The 17290-nt window shown below is 60.5% G+C and carries 6 protein-coding genes (1 of these 6 running past the window's edge); 4 read left to right on the top strand and 2 right to left on the bottom strand.

The genetic code is table 11. The features are described from left to right. Positions 1-138 precede the first annotated feature (138 nt). Together syrD and JOE39_RS06980 are read right to left on the bottom strand one after the other, a co-directional pair. Positions 139-1839: a cyclic peptide syringomycin export ABC transporter SyrD gene (syrD, locus tag JOE39_RS06985; protein WP_003318968.1), complete on the bottom strand. Its 1701-nt coding sequence runs from the start codon at positions 1837-1839 to the stop codon at positions 139-141. An 80-nt stretch (positions 1840-1919) separates the two neighbouring features. Continuing rightward, positions 1920-2981 (bottom strand): TauD/TfdA family dioxygenase, encoded by a 1062-nt coding sequence (locus JOE39_RS06980; protein ID WP_003426763.1) that lies wholly within the window; start codon positions 2979-2981, stop codon positions 1920-1922. A gap of 332 nt (positions 2982-3313) precedes the next feature. Here JOE39_RS06980 and syrB1 point away from each other — a divergent pair, with 332 nt between their 5' ends. From syrB1 to syrE, 4 genes are all read left to right on the top strand, one after another. Next, a complete protein-coding gene (gene syrB1, locus JOE39_RS06975) occupies positions 3314-5158 on the top strand; it encodes a syringomycin E biosynthesis L-threonine--[L-threonyl-carrier protein] ligase SyrB1 (RefSeq protein ID WP_210077645.1) in 1845 nt (614 codons plus the stop codon). Positions 5159-5175: 17 nt separating this feature from the next. Beyond that, positions 5176-6108: a syringomycin E biosynthesis L-threonyl-[L-threonyl-carrier protein] 4-chlorinase SyrB2 gene (syrB2, locus tag JOE39_RS06970; RefSeq protein ID WP_003383694.1), complete on the top strand. Its 933-nt coding sequence runs from the start codon at positions 5176-5178 to the stop codon at positions 6106-6108. A 72-nt stretch (positions 6109-6180) separates the two neighbouring features. Then, a complete protein-coding gene (gene syrC / locus JOE39_RS06965) occupies positions 6181-7392 on the top strand; it encodes a syringomycin E biosynthesis aminoacyltransferase SyrC (protein WP_003426751.1) in 1212 nt (403 codons plus the stop codon). Between the two features lie 396 nt (positions 7393-7788). Further along, positions 7789-17290, top strand: the 5' portion of a protein-coding gene (gene syrE / locus JOE39_RS06960; protein ID WP_210077647.1) for a syringomycin E biosynthesis non-ribosomal peptide synthetase SyrE. It continues 18854 nt past the right edge of the window; the window shows 9502 of its 28356 coding nt (coding positions 1-9502); the start codon lies at positions 7789-7791; its stop codon lies off the right edge, out of view.

The following is a 17290-nucleotide window of genomic DNA, read 5'->3' as shown; positions in this document are numbered from 1 at the left end:
ACATTTCTTCTCGCAAAGGGTTGGCCTTGTCGCACGCAAAAGGCGGCGACAGCCGATAGTCGATTCGGGGCCAGGGAGTAGCGCGCTTCATGCCGTTTTGCGAAGGATCATCCCTGGAAATTTGGACCGCGCTTCAGTTCAGGCGCGCTTGTCCTGCACCGCGCACTTCACGTCGGAGACGATGCAACCATCGACCAACTTGATGATGCGATCGGCCAGCTGGAAGTACTGGTCGTCGTGAGTGATGATCAAAACGGTCTTGCCGCGCCGTTTGAGGTCCGGCAGCAGTTCCTCGTAGAAGAAGCGCTTGAATGGCGGGTCCTGGTCGGCGGCCCATTCGTCCAGCAGGTAAATCGGACGGTCTTCCAGATAGGCGCAAACCAGGGCCAGGCGTTTCTGCTGGCCGTATGACAAGGCCGTGGTGGTCGAGTAACCCAGTCCCTCGATCTGAACCTTGTCTTCCAGGCCCAGGGTCGACAGGTATGTCTGCGCCTGATCGGTGCTGGGATGCTCTTTCTCGTCAGGACCTATCAATCGGTTGAACAGATGGAAGTCAGAGAACACCGCCGAGAACAGATCGCGATAGTCGCCGCGCGAGTCGTCTGTGACCGCCGCACCGTCGAGCAGTAGCTGACCTTCTTGCGGGATGTACAGGCCGCAGAACACTTTGGCCAGGGTGCTTTTGCCACAACCGTTGCCGCCGACGATGTAGACCAGCTCACCGGCGTGGATCGTCAGGTCGATAGGTCCCAGGGCAAAACCGGAACTGCTCTGCGGGTCCTTGTAGTTCATGTGTACGTTCTTGAGCTGGATACTGCCCCAGGACTTCTTGTGATCGAGAAGCAGCACATTGTCTGTATCGCTGGTTTCCGGCTCCGGATGCGGTTCGTTGATGGAGAATCCGAAATCCGCCAGTCGCGTGCAGGCAATACGTCCCTGGGCCAGCATCGGCATGGCGCTGACCAGCATCACCAGCGGGCCCATGATGTACAGCACCGCCAGCACACTGGCGCTCATGGTCTTGGCATCGATGACAGCGAACATCGGCGCAGCGAACAGCAGGCAGCCGACCAGCAACGACAGGGTCAACTGGCCAACGTTTTCGGCGGCAGTGAACCAGAGCCGTTCGATGTAGTTGTACTTCGCGACCCGGATCGAAGACTCCTGGATCGCCGAGCGGCTGAACCAGCGGCGGCGAATACCGTTGAGTTTCAGTTCCTTGAGGCCGAACACCAGTGCGTGTGTGTATTCGTTGAAGGCCGTGAATTCGTCGCGCACCTTGTGGGTGAACTTCATGCCACCCATGAAAAACAGCAGGTACATTGCAACGCCCAGCATCATCAGCGAGATGGTTATCGCAAACACCACCCAGGACAGGTAGGCCAGGTAGGCAATACCGAACAGGAACACCGCCGACTCCACCAGGATCGTCGGCATGATCAACAGCGTGGCGTTGAGTTGCGGAATATCGCTGGTCAGCAGGGTCAGCACATTCGGCGCACCGCGGCGGTCGACCTCCTCAAGCGGCGTGCCGAGGATCTTGCGGCACAGGGCAATGCGCAGACGGGTCATGATGCGCATGCTGGCATAAGCCGGAAACAGCGACGCACCGTTGCGGAACAGTAGCGCCACCACGCTCAGGCCGACGAACCAGAACAGCGACTGACGCTGAAAGGTCTCCTCATGAATCGCCTGGTTGATCACATTGACCACGGCAATGGACGCAACGCCGCTGATGAGCCCGGTCAGAAGCGTAAAGAACGTCAGCCAGGGATGGCTGCTCCATAACAGACGCATGATCGAGCCTGGTCTGGCCTTCTTCTCTTGCTTGGTTTTCATTAGCTGCTGCCCTTGAATGCATTAGCCAGCGCGGGCGCCGGTGGTTGAAAGTCCTGGCTTGATAACGGGATGTCGATCATTCAGGCCGGTTGCCAAACGTCGCCCCGAGCGGTCATTTCGCCCATGGCGACAACGATCAGCCGGGGTTCCTCATAGGGGTCACGGGCGTGGGCGGCAAGCATGTTGTCAAGCATCACCACATCGCCCTTGCGCCATTCGAAACGCACAGCGCAAGCCTCGTAGGCTTCACCGATCAAGGCCATTACCGGGTCCTCGATGGCTGAGCCGTCGCCATAGCTGACCAACCGTGGCAGGCGGTCGGGGCCGAACATGTCAAGCAGGTCCTCGCGCAGCTCCTCGCCCATGCAGTACGGGTGATGCAACTGCACCTGGTTGAAGAAACAACGCTCTCCCGTGAAAGGGTGGGTGATCACCGCCGGGCACTGGGTGCGCAGCTGCAAAGTGTCGCCGTCAAGCCATTCGAAGTCTGTACCTTGCTCGCGGCAACGCTGTTCAATAACGCTGCGTTCGGACGTGCCGAAGAACGATTCCCAGCTTGGCTCGACACCGGCGGTGAAGGTGCGGCTGTAAAGCAGACCTTTGCTCTCGAAGCGCTCGACCACCTCTTTCGGCAGGTACGCGAGCACTTGACGGATGTCCGCCAGCGGAGTTGCCCCACCCACCCGCGATGGCTGCTCGCAGAAGAACCATTGCTTGCGTGGCCAGCTTTCCAGGTGCGAACTCTCATTGTGATAAAGAATCATCTCGCGCTCGGGATACGGCGTGGAGCGATAGACATTGCGCCCGCCTTCCTTCTTCGGAAGGTCGCCATACGTGCCGTGCAAGCCAGGCGAAAGCGCCTCGGCGAACGATTCGAAGGCGGCGACCGAAGGCAGATCAAATCCCCGAAACAAGACTGCGCCGTGACGGCACAGCAGCGTCTCGATCGCTTCGCGCCGGGCGCTGGCCCACAGCACCGGGTCCAGCTCGTCAGCTGTTGGCTCGATCACCACAGGCAAACTGTTACCGGTAGCCAGCAAGGACAACCGTACCGACGGGTCAGCGGCCCTGTCGGGCCAGGTTGGCGTATCCGTTTGCTGCTCATCAGCGAAAACGGACGCAGTGTTAGCTTGAAGACTCATGAACAAACTCCTGGACCTCAGCCCTTCACATCCACTTTTTGTAGGGAGCCAGACCAACACGCTCCGGCACCGCGCAAGAATAAAAACACTGATGGCCAGGGGCGTCTGTCACCGCAATCCGGGACATCGGTCGCACAGCGTGTCGATGCGTACTGATCCAGTTCGGCAGGCTTTGTCCCCATTTCCCTCGACAGACGCAGGCCGGCAGACGGTGCTGAAATGCGCCAACTGCGGATCATGCCGGCCCATTGACGGATTCCTCAGGCCGCAGGGATGTCTCGATTGCAGCGGATTTGCACGCTGCATCTGGTTATTACACAGGAGCCTTGGTCATGCCGATTACGAACACTGACGAATCGCCTAACGCCGCGTCAGCCCCTCTCAAGCCCGGTGCTTTCCTGCACGAGATATTCAGTGACAGGGCGCGACAATTTCCTGAGCGCACCGCCGTCAGCGATGCGGCCCGGACGTTGAGCTACGCACAGCTCGACGCGCTGTCGACAAAGCTGGCTGCACGTTTACGCGATGAAGGTGTGACCTACGGCACGCGTGTGGGTATGTACCTGCCGCGCAGCGTCGATCTGGTCACCAGCCTGCTGGGTATTCTCAAAGCCGGTGGCACCTATGTGCCGGTCGACCCGCAATACCCTGGCAAACGCGTCGAGCACATCGTGCGTGACAGCGAGCTGAGCCTGATCATCGGTGATGCCGCCAACCTGCCGAAAATACCGTCCCTGCGCGTATTGGCGCTCGACGAGTTACTGTCCGCGCCGGCGCTGCAACCGGCTGCTGAAGACACCCGTATCAACCCGAGTAATTCCACTGCCTACATCATCTACACCTCTGGCTCCACCGGTGAGCCCAAGGGCGTACAGGTTTCTCATGGCAACGTCAGTCGCCTGCTGGAAAGTACTCAACGCGCCTACGGCTTCAACGCCCAGGACGTCTGGTCGATGTTCCACTCCATCGGTTTCGACTTCTCGGTCTGGGAAATCTGGGGTGCCCTCGCCCACGGCGGCCAGGTGGCCGTTGTCCCGTATGACGTCTCGCGCTCTCCTGCCGCTCTGCGTCAATGGCTCGCCGATCAGCGCATCACCGTACTCAGCCAGACGCCATCGGCTTTCCGTGGTCTTGATGAGGCCGATCGTGGCAACACCGCGCCGCTGGCGCTGCGCTACGTAGTGTTCGGTGGCGAAGCGTTGCCCGCCAGCGTGCTGCGTCCCTGGGTCGAGCGTCACGGCGACCAGAAGCCCGCGCTGATCAACATGTACGGCATCACCGAGGCCACCGTTCACACCACCTTCAAGCGAGTGTTGGCGCAGGACCTGGAAACAGCAGCCATGGTGTCGCTGGGCAAGCCGCTGGACGGCTGGCGCCTGCACCTGCTTGACGCCAGCCTGGCGCCAGTGGCGGCAGGCACTACCGGCGAGCTGTACATCGAAGGTGCTGGCGTGGCTCAGGGCTACCTGAACCGTGAGGCGCTCAACGTCGAGCGCTTCGTCGAGTTGCCCGGTGCCATACGCGCTTACCGTACTGGCGACCTGATGACCCTGGAGAGTAATGGCGAATACAGTTATGCCGGTCGCTGCGACGAGCAATTGAAAATCAGCGGTTTCCGCATCGAGCCAGGCGAGATCGAAGCCTCTCTGCAAACCAGCCCCAGCGTGGCCGCTGCCCATGTCGGCGTACATGATTACGGCGATGGTGACCTGCGCCTGGTGGCTTACGTGGTACCAGGCCAGGGCGTCGATGCCTGGACCGAACAGGCTCGCAGCGAAGTTGCCGCGTTGATGGCCGAAAATTTGCCGGAGTACATGCGGCCCTCGGTGTATGTGCCGCTGGCAGAACTGCCGGTGACTCATCACGGCAAAATCGACAAGCAACAACTGCCCTCGCCTGCCGCTGACACGACGCCTTCAAGCGCGGCAGACGTCAAGGGCCTCAGTGAACAGGAGCACTTCGTGCTCAAGGTCTGGAGCGAAGACCTGGGTCTGAAAAACATCGGCGTCAATGATGATTTCTTCGATTCCGGCGGCACTTCACTGGCATTGATCCGCTCGCTGAGCAAGCTCAAGACACATTACAAAATCAACCTCGACCCCGGGATCCTGGCGGACGGCGCAACGGCCAAAGTTCTGGCCGACCACATCTCCCGTAGCCTTGTTCAAGCCCATTGACCGAAAAGGAAAAGCTCATGAGCAAAAAATTCGCTTTAACTGCGGAACAGCGTGCCTCGTTCGAGAAAAATGGTTTTATCGGTCCGTTTGACGCCTATTCGCCAGAAGAAATGAAAGAAACCTGGAAGCGCACCCGTCTGCGCCTGCTCGACCGCAGCGCCGCGGCCTACCAGGATCTGGACGCCATTTCCGGGGGGACCAACATCGCCAACTACGACCGCCATCTGGATGATGATTTCCTGGCCAGCCATATCTGCCGCCCGGAAATCTGTGACCGTGTCGAAAGCATCCTCGGACCTAATGTGCTCTGCTGGCGCACCGAGTTCTTTCCCAAGTATCCGGGCGATGAAGGCACCGACTGGCATCAGGCCGATACGTTCGCCAATGCTTCCGGCAAGCCGCAGATCATCTGGCCGGAAAATGAAGAGTTCGGCGGCACCATCACCGTCTGGACGGCGTTCACCGACGCCAACATTGCCAATGGTTGCCTGCAGTTCATTCCTGGCACCCAGAACAGCATGAATTACGACGAAACCAAGCGCATGAGCTATGAACCCGATGCCAACAACTCGGTGGTCAAGGATGGCGTGCGTCGCGGTTTCTTCGGTTACGACTATCGGCAGTTGCAGATCGATGAGAACTGGAAACCCGACGAGGCCTCTGCTGTGCCCATGCAGATGAAAGCCGGGCAGTTCATCATTTTCTGGTCAACGCTGATGCATGCGTCCTATCCGCACAGCGGCGAATCACAGGAGATGCGCATGGGCTTCGCGTCACGCTACGTACCGTCGTTCGTGCACGTCTATCCGGATTCGGACCACATCGAAGAGTACGGCGGCCGCATCAGCCTGGAGAAATACGGCGCGGTGCAGGTGATCGGTGACGAAACACCCGAATACAACCGTCTCGTGACACACACCACACGCGGCAAGAAATTCGAAGCGGTCTGACCCACAGACGTCAGACGAACGTAGCCTCGCGCAATGTGCCTGAAAAAAGCGCCCAACAAAGAGTGTAGATCCATGACTATTTCCTCCGATGCAGCGATGCGTCTGTGCGAGACGGTGAGGATGCTCAGGCACCTTGCCCTCAATTTGCCCGATCCCGTGTGCCTGAGCTTTCTCGCCCGGGACAACGACCCGCTGCCAGAGCCGGCGTGCTCCAGCGTGCGAGCCACAGAGCGGGCGATCAATGCCGCGTTTGCGCGCATTGGTGTGCGCACCCTGCAGTACTTGCACGGTGGCGAGGCACAACTGTCGTCGTTCGAATACTTTATAAGCCGCAAACTCTGCGAGGCGCTCGACTACAGCTACGAGCACTTCGACGATGCTGAAGACGTCACCGCCTTCAATCGACTGCTCAAGCATTTTGAATTCAGCGGTGCAGTGCCGCACATCGAGACATTGCACCTGACCACCCGTGACCATGCGCCTTTGCTGGTGCATGCGAGCGCCAACCGCGAGCTGCCTCCCGTGGTTCTGGCATTGCCTTGCGGCATTCCGTTCGATCTCTGCCGCGACTGGTTCAATGCCTTGAGCGAGCGGTTTTTTGTCGTGACCTGGGAGACCCGAGGGCTGTTCGGTGCCTGCGAGGCATTCGACCAGATCGCGGTGGACACCGATGCCCAGGTTGCCGACATGATCAGCGTAATGAATCACTTCAGGTTATCAACCGCACATCTGATGGGTATCTGCGGCGGCGCAGTGATCGCCCTGAGCGCCGCTGCTGCCCACGCCGACCGGGTCAACTCCCTGAGCCTGTGGCATGGGGATTACAACCTGGGCGACAACGACCTGCGCACCGCTCACCAGCAAAACTTCGAGTGGCTGATGGAAAGCGCAGCTCAGGATCGTGGCGAGGCTGCTGACCTGCAAACGATGTTCCTGGACCAGGCGACGCTGGCCACCACCCCTGAGCCCATTGCCCACGTGGTGCTTTACCCCTACGTCAATCCCGAGTTGTTTTATCGCTATGCGCGCCTGAATGACGCGCTGAACAAGACCGAGCTGGCACCACGACTGACGCGCATCACCGCGCCAACCCTGGTGGTGGCGGGCGATGCCGACTCGACTACGCACATCGGCGGCTCACGGTATATCGCCGCGTCGATCAAGGACGCCACGCTGCACGTAGAGCGCGATGGCAGCCACCTCGCGTTCTTTGCCTCAAGCCATCAATCGAAACAAACCGCCTTCAGCTTCCTCGAAGAAGTTCTTCAGCCCGCTGTTGCCTGACAGTGGTTCGATACCTCGTCGAGTAAAAAAGGGGGCTCAGGCCCCTGGCTTTACTCTGCGCGGCGACCTTGAGCGCGGCGGCGACCGGCTCACCTTCAAAGCGCCATACTGGCGAAGCACCAACCTTCCTTCACCGACCCGCTCCATAGGCCAATGGAATCGGTCCAGGCCTTTATACCGGCGAGGCGCAGCGTAGCCTTGAGTCATTGATCACCCAGCCCGGAAGACCACCGCGCGCAGTTGTCCCAGCTTCCCATGACAGACATCCCCAGGTGGATGCTCTATTTTTTTTTCAATGTTCTTAATCCTCCCGCCGACTGGCATTCGTCCAGCGCCATGCCGCGCCGCCCTTCGACCGGAGACGAGCCAATTGATTTCGCAAACAGGTGCTTTGAGATGAATTCGTTGATCGACAATCTGTGCACGCAAGGACAAGAGCTCCTTCCGCTGGCTTCGGTTCAGCAAGGTATCTGGCTTGATCAGCTCGCCTATCCGCACCTGCCTTATTACAACATCGGCATGACTCTGGAGATCAAGGGCGACATCGATATTGCGCTGTTCGAGAAAGCCATCCAGATGGTCGTCGACGGCCATGACGCGCTGCGTCTGAGTTTCAGCCACGAAAGGGGCATGGGCGGCCAGCGGGTTCTGTCCAAGGCGCCGTTCACGCTTGAAGTGACCGACTTGCCTGACGTCGACGGCGACGCCGAGCAGGCCATTGCGCATCTGCGCGAGTCCTTCCGCCAACCCTTTGAGTCAATGACCGGACAACTCTGGGAGTCGCGTCTGGTTCGTTGCGGGCCGCAACTCTATTACTGGTTCAATCGCTTGCACCACCTGGTCGCCGACGGCATCGGTGCAGTGCTGATAGCGCACACCGTAAGCGATGCCTACTCAGGCTTGCTGGAAGGCAAGCAAACGCTGGCCGAGGGGCCTTCTTACCTCTCGTTCCTTGAAGAAGACAAGGCCTATATGACGTCTTCTCGCTACGAGCGTGATCGACTGTTCTGGGAGCAGGCCTACGCCCAACTGCCGCCGGTTCTGCTGCAACGCAGAGCAGATTTCAAGGCAGGCGTAACCAACGGCCCAGCCCCCAGTGACCAGGTTCAAGCCATGTTGCCCCGCGCGCTTTACAACGCGCTGACTCAGTTTGCCGGCGAATGCAACCTGTCCGTGGCTCATGTACTGGTCGGAGTGATCAGCACCTATTTCTGCCGCACCGCGGGCGTCGATGAGATCGTTGTCGGCATGCCGGTGCATAACCGTACCAATGCTCGTCAGAAAGCCACCATCGGTATGTTTTCGTCTATCAGCCCGATTCGCGTGGGCTTCGATCCGCATGAAACGCTGGTCGACCTGATGAATAACATCGGCACGCAACTACGTCGCACTTACCGCCACCAGCGTTTCCCGATTGCCGAACTCAATCGCAGCCTGCGGCTGGCGCAAAACGGACGCCACCAGCTGTTCGATGTTTCACTTTCGTTCGAAAGCTTCGATGGTGACGTCACGTTCGGCTGCGAGGACCCGGCACGGGTGCTGATGCTGGACAATGGTTACGAGCAGACGCCCATGGCGATCTTCGTACGCGATTACCATCCCTCTGAAGACATCCACCTGGATTTCAATTTCAACACGGCTTATTTCACCTTAGAGGAAGCGCAGCGCGTACAGCAGCGCATTTTCGCCATGCTTGAAGCAGTGCTGAATCAGCACGACACGCCTTTGGCGCACTTCCCGCTGATGAGCGAAACCGAGCATCAGCAACTGTCAGCTTTCAACGAAACCGCCCTCGCCTATCCCCGCGATGTCGTTATCCACCAACTGATCGAACAACAGGCCGCCCAGCGTCCGGATGCCTGCGCCGTACGCGGCGACAGCGGGCCGTTGCTCACTTACGCCGAACTCAATCAACAGGCCAACCAGCTCGCCCATCGCCTGATAGAGCTGGGTGTGAAGCCGGATACGCGGGTCGCAGTCAGCCTGCGTCGCGGACCGGAAATGGTCGTGGCGCTCTTGGGTATTCTCAAGGCCGGTGGCGCCTACGTGCCGATCGACCCTGACCTGCCCAGCGCCCGCCAGACTTATATGCTCGAGGACAGCTCGCCGCAGGCAGTGCTGACCACTCAGGACCTGAGCGACAACCTGCCGGCCCTGGACCTTCCGGTGCTGGTGCTTGATAGCCACGATGACAGCGCGCAACTGGCCAGGCAGCCGACCGGCAACCCGGATGCCAAGGCCCTGGGCCTGCAGCCGAACCATCTGGCCTACGTGCTCTACACCTCGGGTTCCACCGGGCAGCCCAAAGGCGTGATGAACGAACACCTGGGCGTAGTCAACCGCCTGCTATGGGCCCGCGACGCCTATCAGGTCAACAGTCAGGATCGCGTGCTGCAAAAAACCCCGTTCGGTTTCGACGTGTCGGTCTGGGAGTTTTTCCTGCCACTGCTGGCCGGGGCCGAGCTGGTCATGGCTCGTCCCGGTGGCCATCAGGATCCGGAGTATCTGGCTCAAGTGATGAGTGACGCGGGCATCACCCTGCTGCACTTTGTACCTTCGATGCTCGATGTGTTTCTGGAACACCGCTCAACCCGCGACTTCCCGCAACTGCGCCGCGTGCTGTGCAGTGGCGAGGCCTTGCCGCGTGCGTTGCAGCGCCGCTTCGAGCAACAGCTCAAGGGCGTTGAACTGCATAACCTGTATGGCCCGACCGAAGCGGCCATCGACGTTACTGCCTGGGAATGCCGTCCGACGGATCCGGGCGAAAGCGTGCCTATTGGCCGCCCGATTGCCAATATTCAGATGCACGTACTCGATGCCTTGGGCCAGTTGCAACCGCTGGGCGTGGCGGGCGAGCTGCACATTGGCGGCATCGGCGTGGCGCGGGGTTACCTGAACCAGCCGCAGCTGAGTGCCGAGCGTTTCATCGCCGATCCGTTTTCCGAAGACCCGCAGGCACGCCTGTACAAAACCGGCGATGTGGGTCGCTGGCTGGCCAATGGCGCGCTGGAGTACCTGGGCCGCAATGACTTTCAGGTGAAGATCCGCGGTTTGCGTATCGAAATCGGCGAAATCGAGGCCACCCTGGCCAAACACCCGGCGGTCCATGAAGCGGTGGTCACCGCTCGCGAAGAGATACCCGGCGACCAACGTCTGGTGGCTTACTACACGCAGTCTGCCGAGCACACTGCTGTCGATATCGAAACCTTGCGCGGTCACCTGCAGCAACAGTTGCCGGAATACATGGTTCCGGCCATTTATGTACTGCTTGAGGCGATGCCACTGACGCCGAATGGCAAGCTCGATCGCAAGGCGCTGCCAGCACCGGATGCACAGGCGCTTATCAGCCGTGGTTACGAAGCGCCGCAAGGCGAAGTGGAAACCCTGCTGGCGTCGATCTGGGCCGACGTGCTCAAGGTTGAACAGGTGGGTCGCCATGACCATTTCTTCGAACTGGGTGGCCACTCACTGCTGGCGGTGAAATTGATCGAACGCATGCGCCAGGTCGGCCTGAGTGCCGATGTGCATGTGCTGTTCGGCCAGCCAACCGTGGCGGCACTGGCGGCAGCTGCCGGTGGTGGCTCGGAAGTCGTGGTGCCGGCCAATCTTATTCCCGAACGTTGCGACCGTATCACCCCGCAGATGTTGCCGCTGATCAACCTCTCTCAGGCGCAGATCGACCACGTGGTGAAGGACATGCCCGGTGGTGTTGCCAACGTGCAGGACATCTACCCGCTGGCACCGTTGCAGGCGGGGATTCTTTACCACCATATCAGTGCCGAACAGGGCGACCCCTACACCCTGAAAGCACTGTTCGCGCTATCTGACCGGGCGCGACTGGACGATTTCAGCGGTGCTTTGCAAGGTGTGATAAACCGCCACGATATCCTGCGCACCGCGGTGCTGTGGGAGGATCTCGATGAACCGGTGCAAGTCGTGCTGCGTCAAGCTGAACTGCAAGTCATCGAGTTGTTCCTCGACCCTGCAGACGGCCCGGTTGACGAGCAATTACACCAGCGCTTCGATCGCCGGCATTACCGCCTCGATGTGCGTAACGCGCCATTGATGCGCATTGTCTTTAGCCATGACCCGGTCAACGACCGCTGGCTGGCGATGCTGCTGTCCCATCACCTGGTCAGCGACGCCACTTCCCTGTCCGTGGTACTGCATGAAATTCAGGCGCATCTGCTCGGTCAGGGCAATGACCTGGGTGAGACAGTGCCATATCGCAACTATGTCGCCCAGGCTCGCCTGGGTGTCAGCGAGGCACAGCACGAAGCGTTCTTCCGCGACATGCTCGGCGACATCGACGAGCCGACGCTGCCGTTCGGTTTGCAGGATGTGCAGGACCGTGGCCGCAACCTCGAAGAGGCCAGCGTGACCCTGGCGGCCGAACTGAACCTGCGTTTGCGTGCTCAGGCTCGACAGGCAGGCGTCAGCGTCGCGAGCCTGATGCATTTGGCCTGGGCGCGGGTGTTGGGCAATGTCTCGGCCTGCGAACAGGTGGTGTTCGGCACGGTACTGCTGGGCCGGATGCAGGCCGGTGATGGCGCCGACCGTGCGTTGGGCATGTTTATCAACACCTTGCCGCTGCGCGTCGATATCGGCGCGACGACAGTGGCCGACGGATTGAAGGCAACCCACGAGCGGTTGACGGCTTTGCTGGGGCATGAGCATGCTCCGCTGGTGCTCGCCCAGCGTTGCAGCGGCGTGGCCGCTCCGACGCCGCTATTCAGTGCATTGCTCAACTACCGGCACGATGCTGTGAGCGATGTTTCAGCAGAAGCTGCCAGCGCCTGGGGTGGGATCGAGTCCTTCGGCACCGAAGACCATACCAACTACCCGTTGACCCTGAATGTCGATGACCTGGGCGATGCTTTTACGCTCACCGTTCAGGCCGTCCAGCAAATCAATGCCCAGCGCATCGGCGAGTACATGCAGGTTGCACTGCGCAGCCTGGTGCAAGCGCTGGAACACACGCCGCAAGCAGCGCTGAACAGCCTGCCGATATTGCCGGACGATGAGCGCGAGCTATTACTGGCGGGGTTTAATGACACTGCCCACCCTTATCCGCGCGACGTACTGATCCACCAATTGATCGAACAACAGGCCGCCCAGCGTCCGGATGCCTGCGCCGTACGCGGCGACAGCGGGCCGTTGCTCACTTACGCCGAACTCAACCAACAGGCCAACCAGCTCGCCCATCGCCTTATAGAGCTGGGTGTGAAGCCGGATACGCGGGTCGCGGTCAGCCTGCGTCGCGGCGCGGAAATGGTCGTGGCGCTCTTGGGTACCCTCAAGGCCGGTGGCGCCTACGTGCCGATCGACCCTGACCTGCCTAGCGCCCGCCAGACTTATATGCTCGAGGACAGCTCGCCGCAGGCGGTGCTGACCACTCAGGACCTGAGCGACAACCTGCCGGCTCTGGACCTTCCGGTGCTGGTGCTCGATGACCGCGATGACAGCGCGCAACTGACCAGGCAGCCGACCGGCAACCCGGATGCCAAGGCCCTGGGCCTGCAGCCGAATCACCTGGCCTACGTGCTGTACACCTCGGGTTCTACCGGCACGCCCAAAGGCGTGATGAACGAACACCTGGGCGTGGTCAACCGCCTGCTCTGGGCCCGCGATGCCTATCAAGTGAACAGTCAGGATCGCGTGCTGCAAAAGACTCCCTTCGGTTTCGACGTGTCGGTCTGGGAGTTTTTCCTGCCGCTGCTCGCCGGTGCCGAACTGGTCATGGCACGTCCCGGTGGCCATCAGGAGCCGGACTACCTGGCGCAGGTAATGACTGACGCGGGCATTACCCTGCTGCACTTTGTGCCCTCGATGCTCGATGTGTTTCTGGAACACCGCTCGACCCGCGACTTCCCGCAACTGCGCCGCGTGCTGTGCAGCGGCGAGGCCTTGCCGCGTGCGTTGCAGCGCCGCTTCGAGCAACACCTGAAGGGCGTTGAACTGCACAACCTCTATGGCCCGACCGAAGCGGCCATCGACGTTACCGCCTGGGAATGCCGTCCGACGGATCCGGGCGACAGCGTGCCCATCGGCCGTCCGATTGCCAACATTCAGATGCACGTGCTGGATGCCTTGGGCCAGCTGCAACCAATGGGCGTGGCCGGTGAACTGCACATCGGCGGTATCGGCGTGGCGCGGGGTTACCTGAACCAGCCACAGCTGAGTGCCGAGCGTTTCATCGCCGACCCGTTTTCCAGCGACCCACAGGCACGCCTGTACAAAACCGGCGACATGGGTCGCTGGCTGGCCAATGGCGCGCTGGAATACCTGGGCCGCAACGACTTTCAGGTGAAGATCCGTGGCTTGCGTATCGAAATCGGCGAAATCGAGGCCGCGCTGGCCAAACACCCGGCAGTCCATGAGGCGGTAGTCACTGCTCGTGAAGATGTACCGGGCGATAAACGCCTGGTGGCTTATTACACCCTGATCGCAGAGCATGCTTCGGTAGACATCGACAGCCTGCGCGGTTGGCTGCAGGAACAACTGCCGGCCTACATGATCCCGATGGCCTATGTGCTGCTCGACTCAATGCCGCTGACGCCGAACGGCAAGCTGGATCGCAAGGCGCTGCCGGCGCCGGACGGTGATGCGCTGATCAGCCGTGGCTACGAAGCGCCACAAGGCGAAATCGAGGAGGTGATCGCGGTTATCTGGCAAGACCTGCTGGGCGTCGAGCAGGTCGGGCGCCACGACCATTTCTTCGAACTCGGTGGCCACTCACTGCTGGCCGTCTCTCTGATCGACCGGCTGCGCAAGCAGGGGTTGAATCTCAACGTAAAGACTGTATTCACTGCGCCCAGCGTGCGTGAAATGGCCCTGGCCATCAGCCAGGACAAACAAGTCCTGTTCCAGGCTCCGGCTAACCGCATCCCGGCCGACTGCACGCAATTGACGCCAGACATGCTGCCGCTGGTGAAACTAAGCGTCGATGAGATTGAACTGATCACCTCCGCCGTTCCCGGTGGAGCCGCCAATGTTCAGGACATCTACCCGCTGATACCGCTTCAGGAAGGCATCCTGTTCCATTACCTGCTCAATCGTGAACGCGACGCCTATCTGGTGCGCTCGACGATCGAGTTCGACAACCGTGCGCGTCTTGACGCCTTTCTTGAGGCGCTGCAGACGGTTATCGACCGCCATGATGTCCTGCGCAGTTCGGTGCATTGGGTCGGCCTGCCGCAAGCGGTCCAAGTGGTGCACCGCCAGGCGCAATTGCCGGTCCATACCCTCACCCTGACGCCGGATGAAGACGCACTCAGCCAGGTGAATCGTCTAAGTGATCCAGGTCGTCTGCGCATGGACCTGCAACAGGCACCGCTACTACTGGCCTACATTGCTGGTGACCCGAACTCGGATCGTTGGCTACTGGCACTGATTGATCACCACATGATCAGCGACCACGTCACTCTCGAGCTCATACTCGAAGAAATTCGCCTGCTGATGCGAGGCCAGAGCGCAGACCTGCTGCCAGCGCAGCCTTATCGGGAGTTTGTCGCACAGACCCTCGCCAGCCCTTCAAGTGCCCACGAAGCCTATTTTGCACGCCGTCTGGCGGATGTTGATTCACCCACCGCTCCGTTCGAACTGCTGGAAGTTCAGGGCGACGGCAATGACGTCATAGAAGCCGAACTGGCATTGAACGGTGAACTCTGCGCACGTATCCGGACTCAGGCCCGGGAGCGCGGTATGTCCCCGGCGGTTCTGTTCCATGTCGCCTGGGCGCAGGTGCTGGCCCGTTGCACCGGTCGCGATGATGTGGTGTTCGGCACCGTGGTCACCGGCCGCCTGCAAGGTACGATAGGCGCCGAGCGTGCCATGGGCATGTTCATGAACACCCTGCCGGTCCGCGTGCAACTGGCCACGCAAGGCGCCCAGGAACTGGTCATGGCCACCCACCGTGATCTCAGCGAGTTACTGAGCCACGAGCAGGCATCATTGGCCCTGGCCCAGCGTTGCAGTAGCGTGGCCACGGGGGCGCCATTGTTCTCCAGCCTGCTCAACTACCGGCACCAGAGCCAGGACAGCCAGTTGCAATGGCCGGGCCTGCGCCTGCTCGACAGCTCCGAGCGCACCAACTACCCGTTGTGCTTGTCGGTCAATGATTACGGCAGTGACCTGGGCCTGTTGATACACAGCGTGCAACCTGCGGATCCGCAACGCCTGTGCGCCATGATGCAGTGCGCGCTGGAGCAATTGACCGACGCGCTGGCGCACACACCACAGATGGACGTTACTCAGCTGGATGTGCTGCCCGCCGCCGAGCGCAACCTGCTGCTGGAGACCTTCAACCAGACCCGCCAGGACTACCCGACGGAGCTGTGCATTCAGCACCTGTTTGAAGCCCAGGTACGCACGCAACCCGGTGCCATCGCCGTGGCGTTCCAGGGGCAGCGCTTGAGCTATGCCGAACTAAACCGTCAGGCCAACCGTCTGGCTCATCACCTGATCGGCCTGGGCATCGGCCCTGATGATCGCGTGGCGCTCTGCGTCGAGCGCGGTGTGGAAATGATGGTCGGCCTGCTCGGTGTGCTCAAGGCCGGTGCTGCTTATGTACCTCTTGACCCGGCCTACCCGGCTGAGCGCCTGGCCTACATGATCGAGGACAGTACGCCGTCGGCGTTGCTGACACAGCGTCACTTGCAGGAATATCTGCCGACCCTCACCTTGCCACTGGTGCTGCTCGACGATGATCAGCGCAAAACCTTTACCGAGCGTGACGACAACCCGGTGGTTGAAGCCCTCGGCGTGCGCAATCTGGCGTATGTGATCTACACCTCGGGCTCCACCGGCAATCCGAAGGGTGTGATGATCGAGCATCGCGGCCTGGTCAACTACAGCGTCGATGCGGCGCGGCTGTTTGACTTGTCCCCAACCGACACCGTGCTGCAGCAGAACACCCTGAACTTCGACCTCTCGGTGGAAGAAATCTTCCCGGCACTCTTGGCCGGGGCCACCCTGACGCCAAGCCGCGAGATCTTCGGCAGCGAAGGGACTGAAGATTACGGCATTCATCCGACCGTCCTGCACCTGACCACTGCGCACTGGCATACGCTGGTGGCCGAATGGCACAAACAGCCGCAGGTCGCTGAGCAACGTCTGCAGCATGTGCGTCTGATCAACGTGACTGGCGATGCGCTGTCGGCACAGAAGCTCAAACTCTGGGACGAGATGCGCCCGGCGCACACGCGTCTGATCAATACTTATGGGCCAACCGAAGCGACGGTGTCCTGCACTGCGGCCTACGTCAGCCACGACGCTGCGGCCGGCAGCGAAGGCAGTGGTAATGCGACCATCGGCAAACCGATGGCCAACACGCGTATCTACCTGCTTGACGCTCACCAGCAGCCAGTGCCGTATGGCGTGGCCGGTGAAATCTACATTGGCGGCGACGGCGTGGCACGCGGTTATCTGAACCTTGAAGAGGTCAACGCCGAGCGCTTCCTCGCGGATCCTTTCAGCAACAGCCCTGATGCCAGGATGTACAAAACCGGCGATCTGGCGCGCTACATGGTCGACGGCCGTATCGAGTACCTGGGTCGTAACGACTTCCAGGTCAAGGTTCGCGGCTTCCGCATCGAACTGGGCGAAATCGAAGCCCGCCTGGGTAATTGCAAAGGGGTCAAGGAAGCGGTGGTGGTCGCTCGGGAAGATAATCCGGGAGACAAGCGCCTGGTGGCCTATGTGGTTGCCCAGCCGCAAAGCCAGCTTACAGCCGCTGAACTGCGTGCCGAACTGGCACCGCAACTGGCCGAGTACATGCTGCCAAGCGCGTTCGTGCTGCTTGATGAACTGCCGTTGACGCCGAATCGCAAGCTGGATCGCAATGCCTTGCCAGCCCCGGACGTTGATGCGCTGATCAGCCGTGGCTACGAAGCACCGC

Source organism: Pseudomonas sp. PvP100 (assembly GCF_017833055.1).
Lineage (GTDB): Bacteria > Pseudomonadota > Gammaproteobacteria > Pseudomonadales > Pseudomonadaceae > Aquipseudomonas > Aquipseudomonas syringae.
Note: the sequence above shows the minus strand (reverse complement) of the source record. Positions and strands in the feature narration are given on the sequence as shown.

Bases quoted from the DNA above. Each gene is read 5' to 3' on its own strand.
- syrD (WP_003318968.1), bottom strand. From the start codon at position 1,839: ATGAAAACCAAGCAAGAGAAGAAGGCCAGACCAGGCTCGATCATGCGT.
- JOE39_RS06980 (WP_003426763.1), bottom strand. From the start codon at position 2,981: ATGAGTCTTCAAGCTAACACTGCGTCCGTTTTCGCTGATGAGCAGCAA.
- syrB1 (WP_210077645.1), top strand. From the start codon at position 3,314: ATGCCGATTACGAACACTGACGAATCGCCTAACGCCGCGTCAGCCCCT.
- syrB2 (WP_003383694.1), top strand. From the start codon at position 5,176: ATGAGCAAAAAATTCGCTTTAACTGCGGAACAGCGTGCCTCGTTCGAG.
- syrC (WP_003426751.1), top strand. From the start codon at position 6,181: ATGACTATTTCCTCCGATGCAGCGATGCGTCTGTGCGAGACGGTGAGG.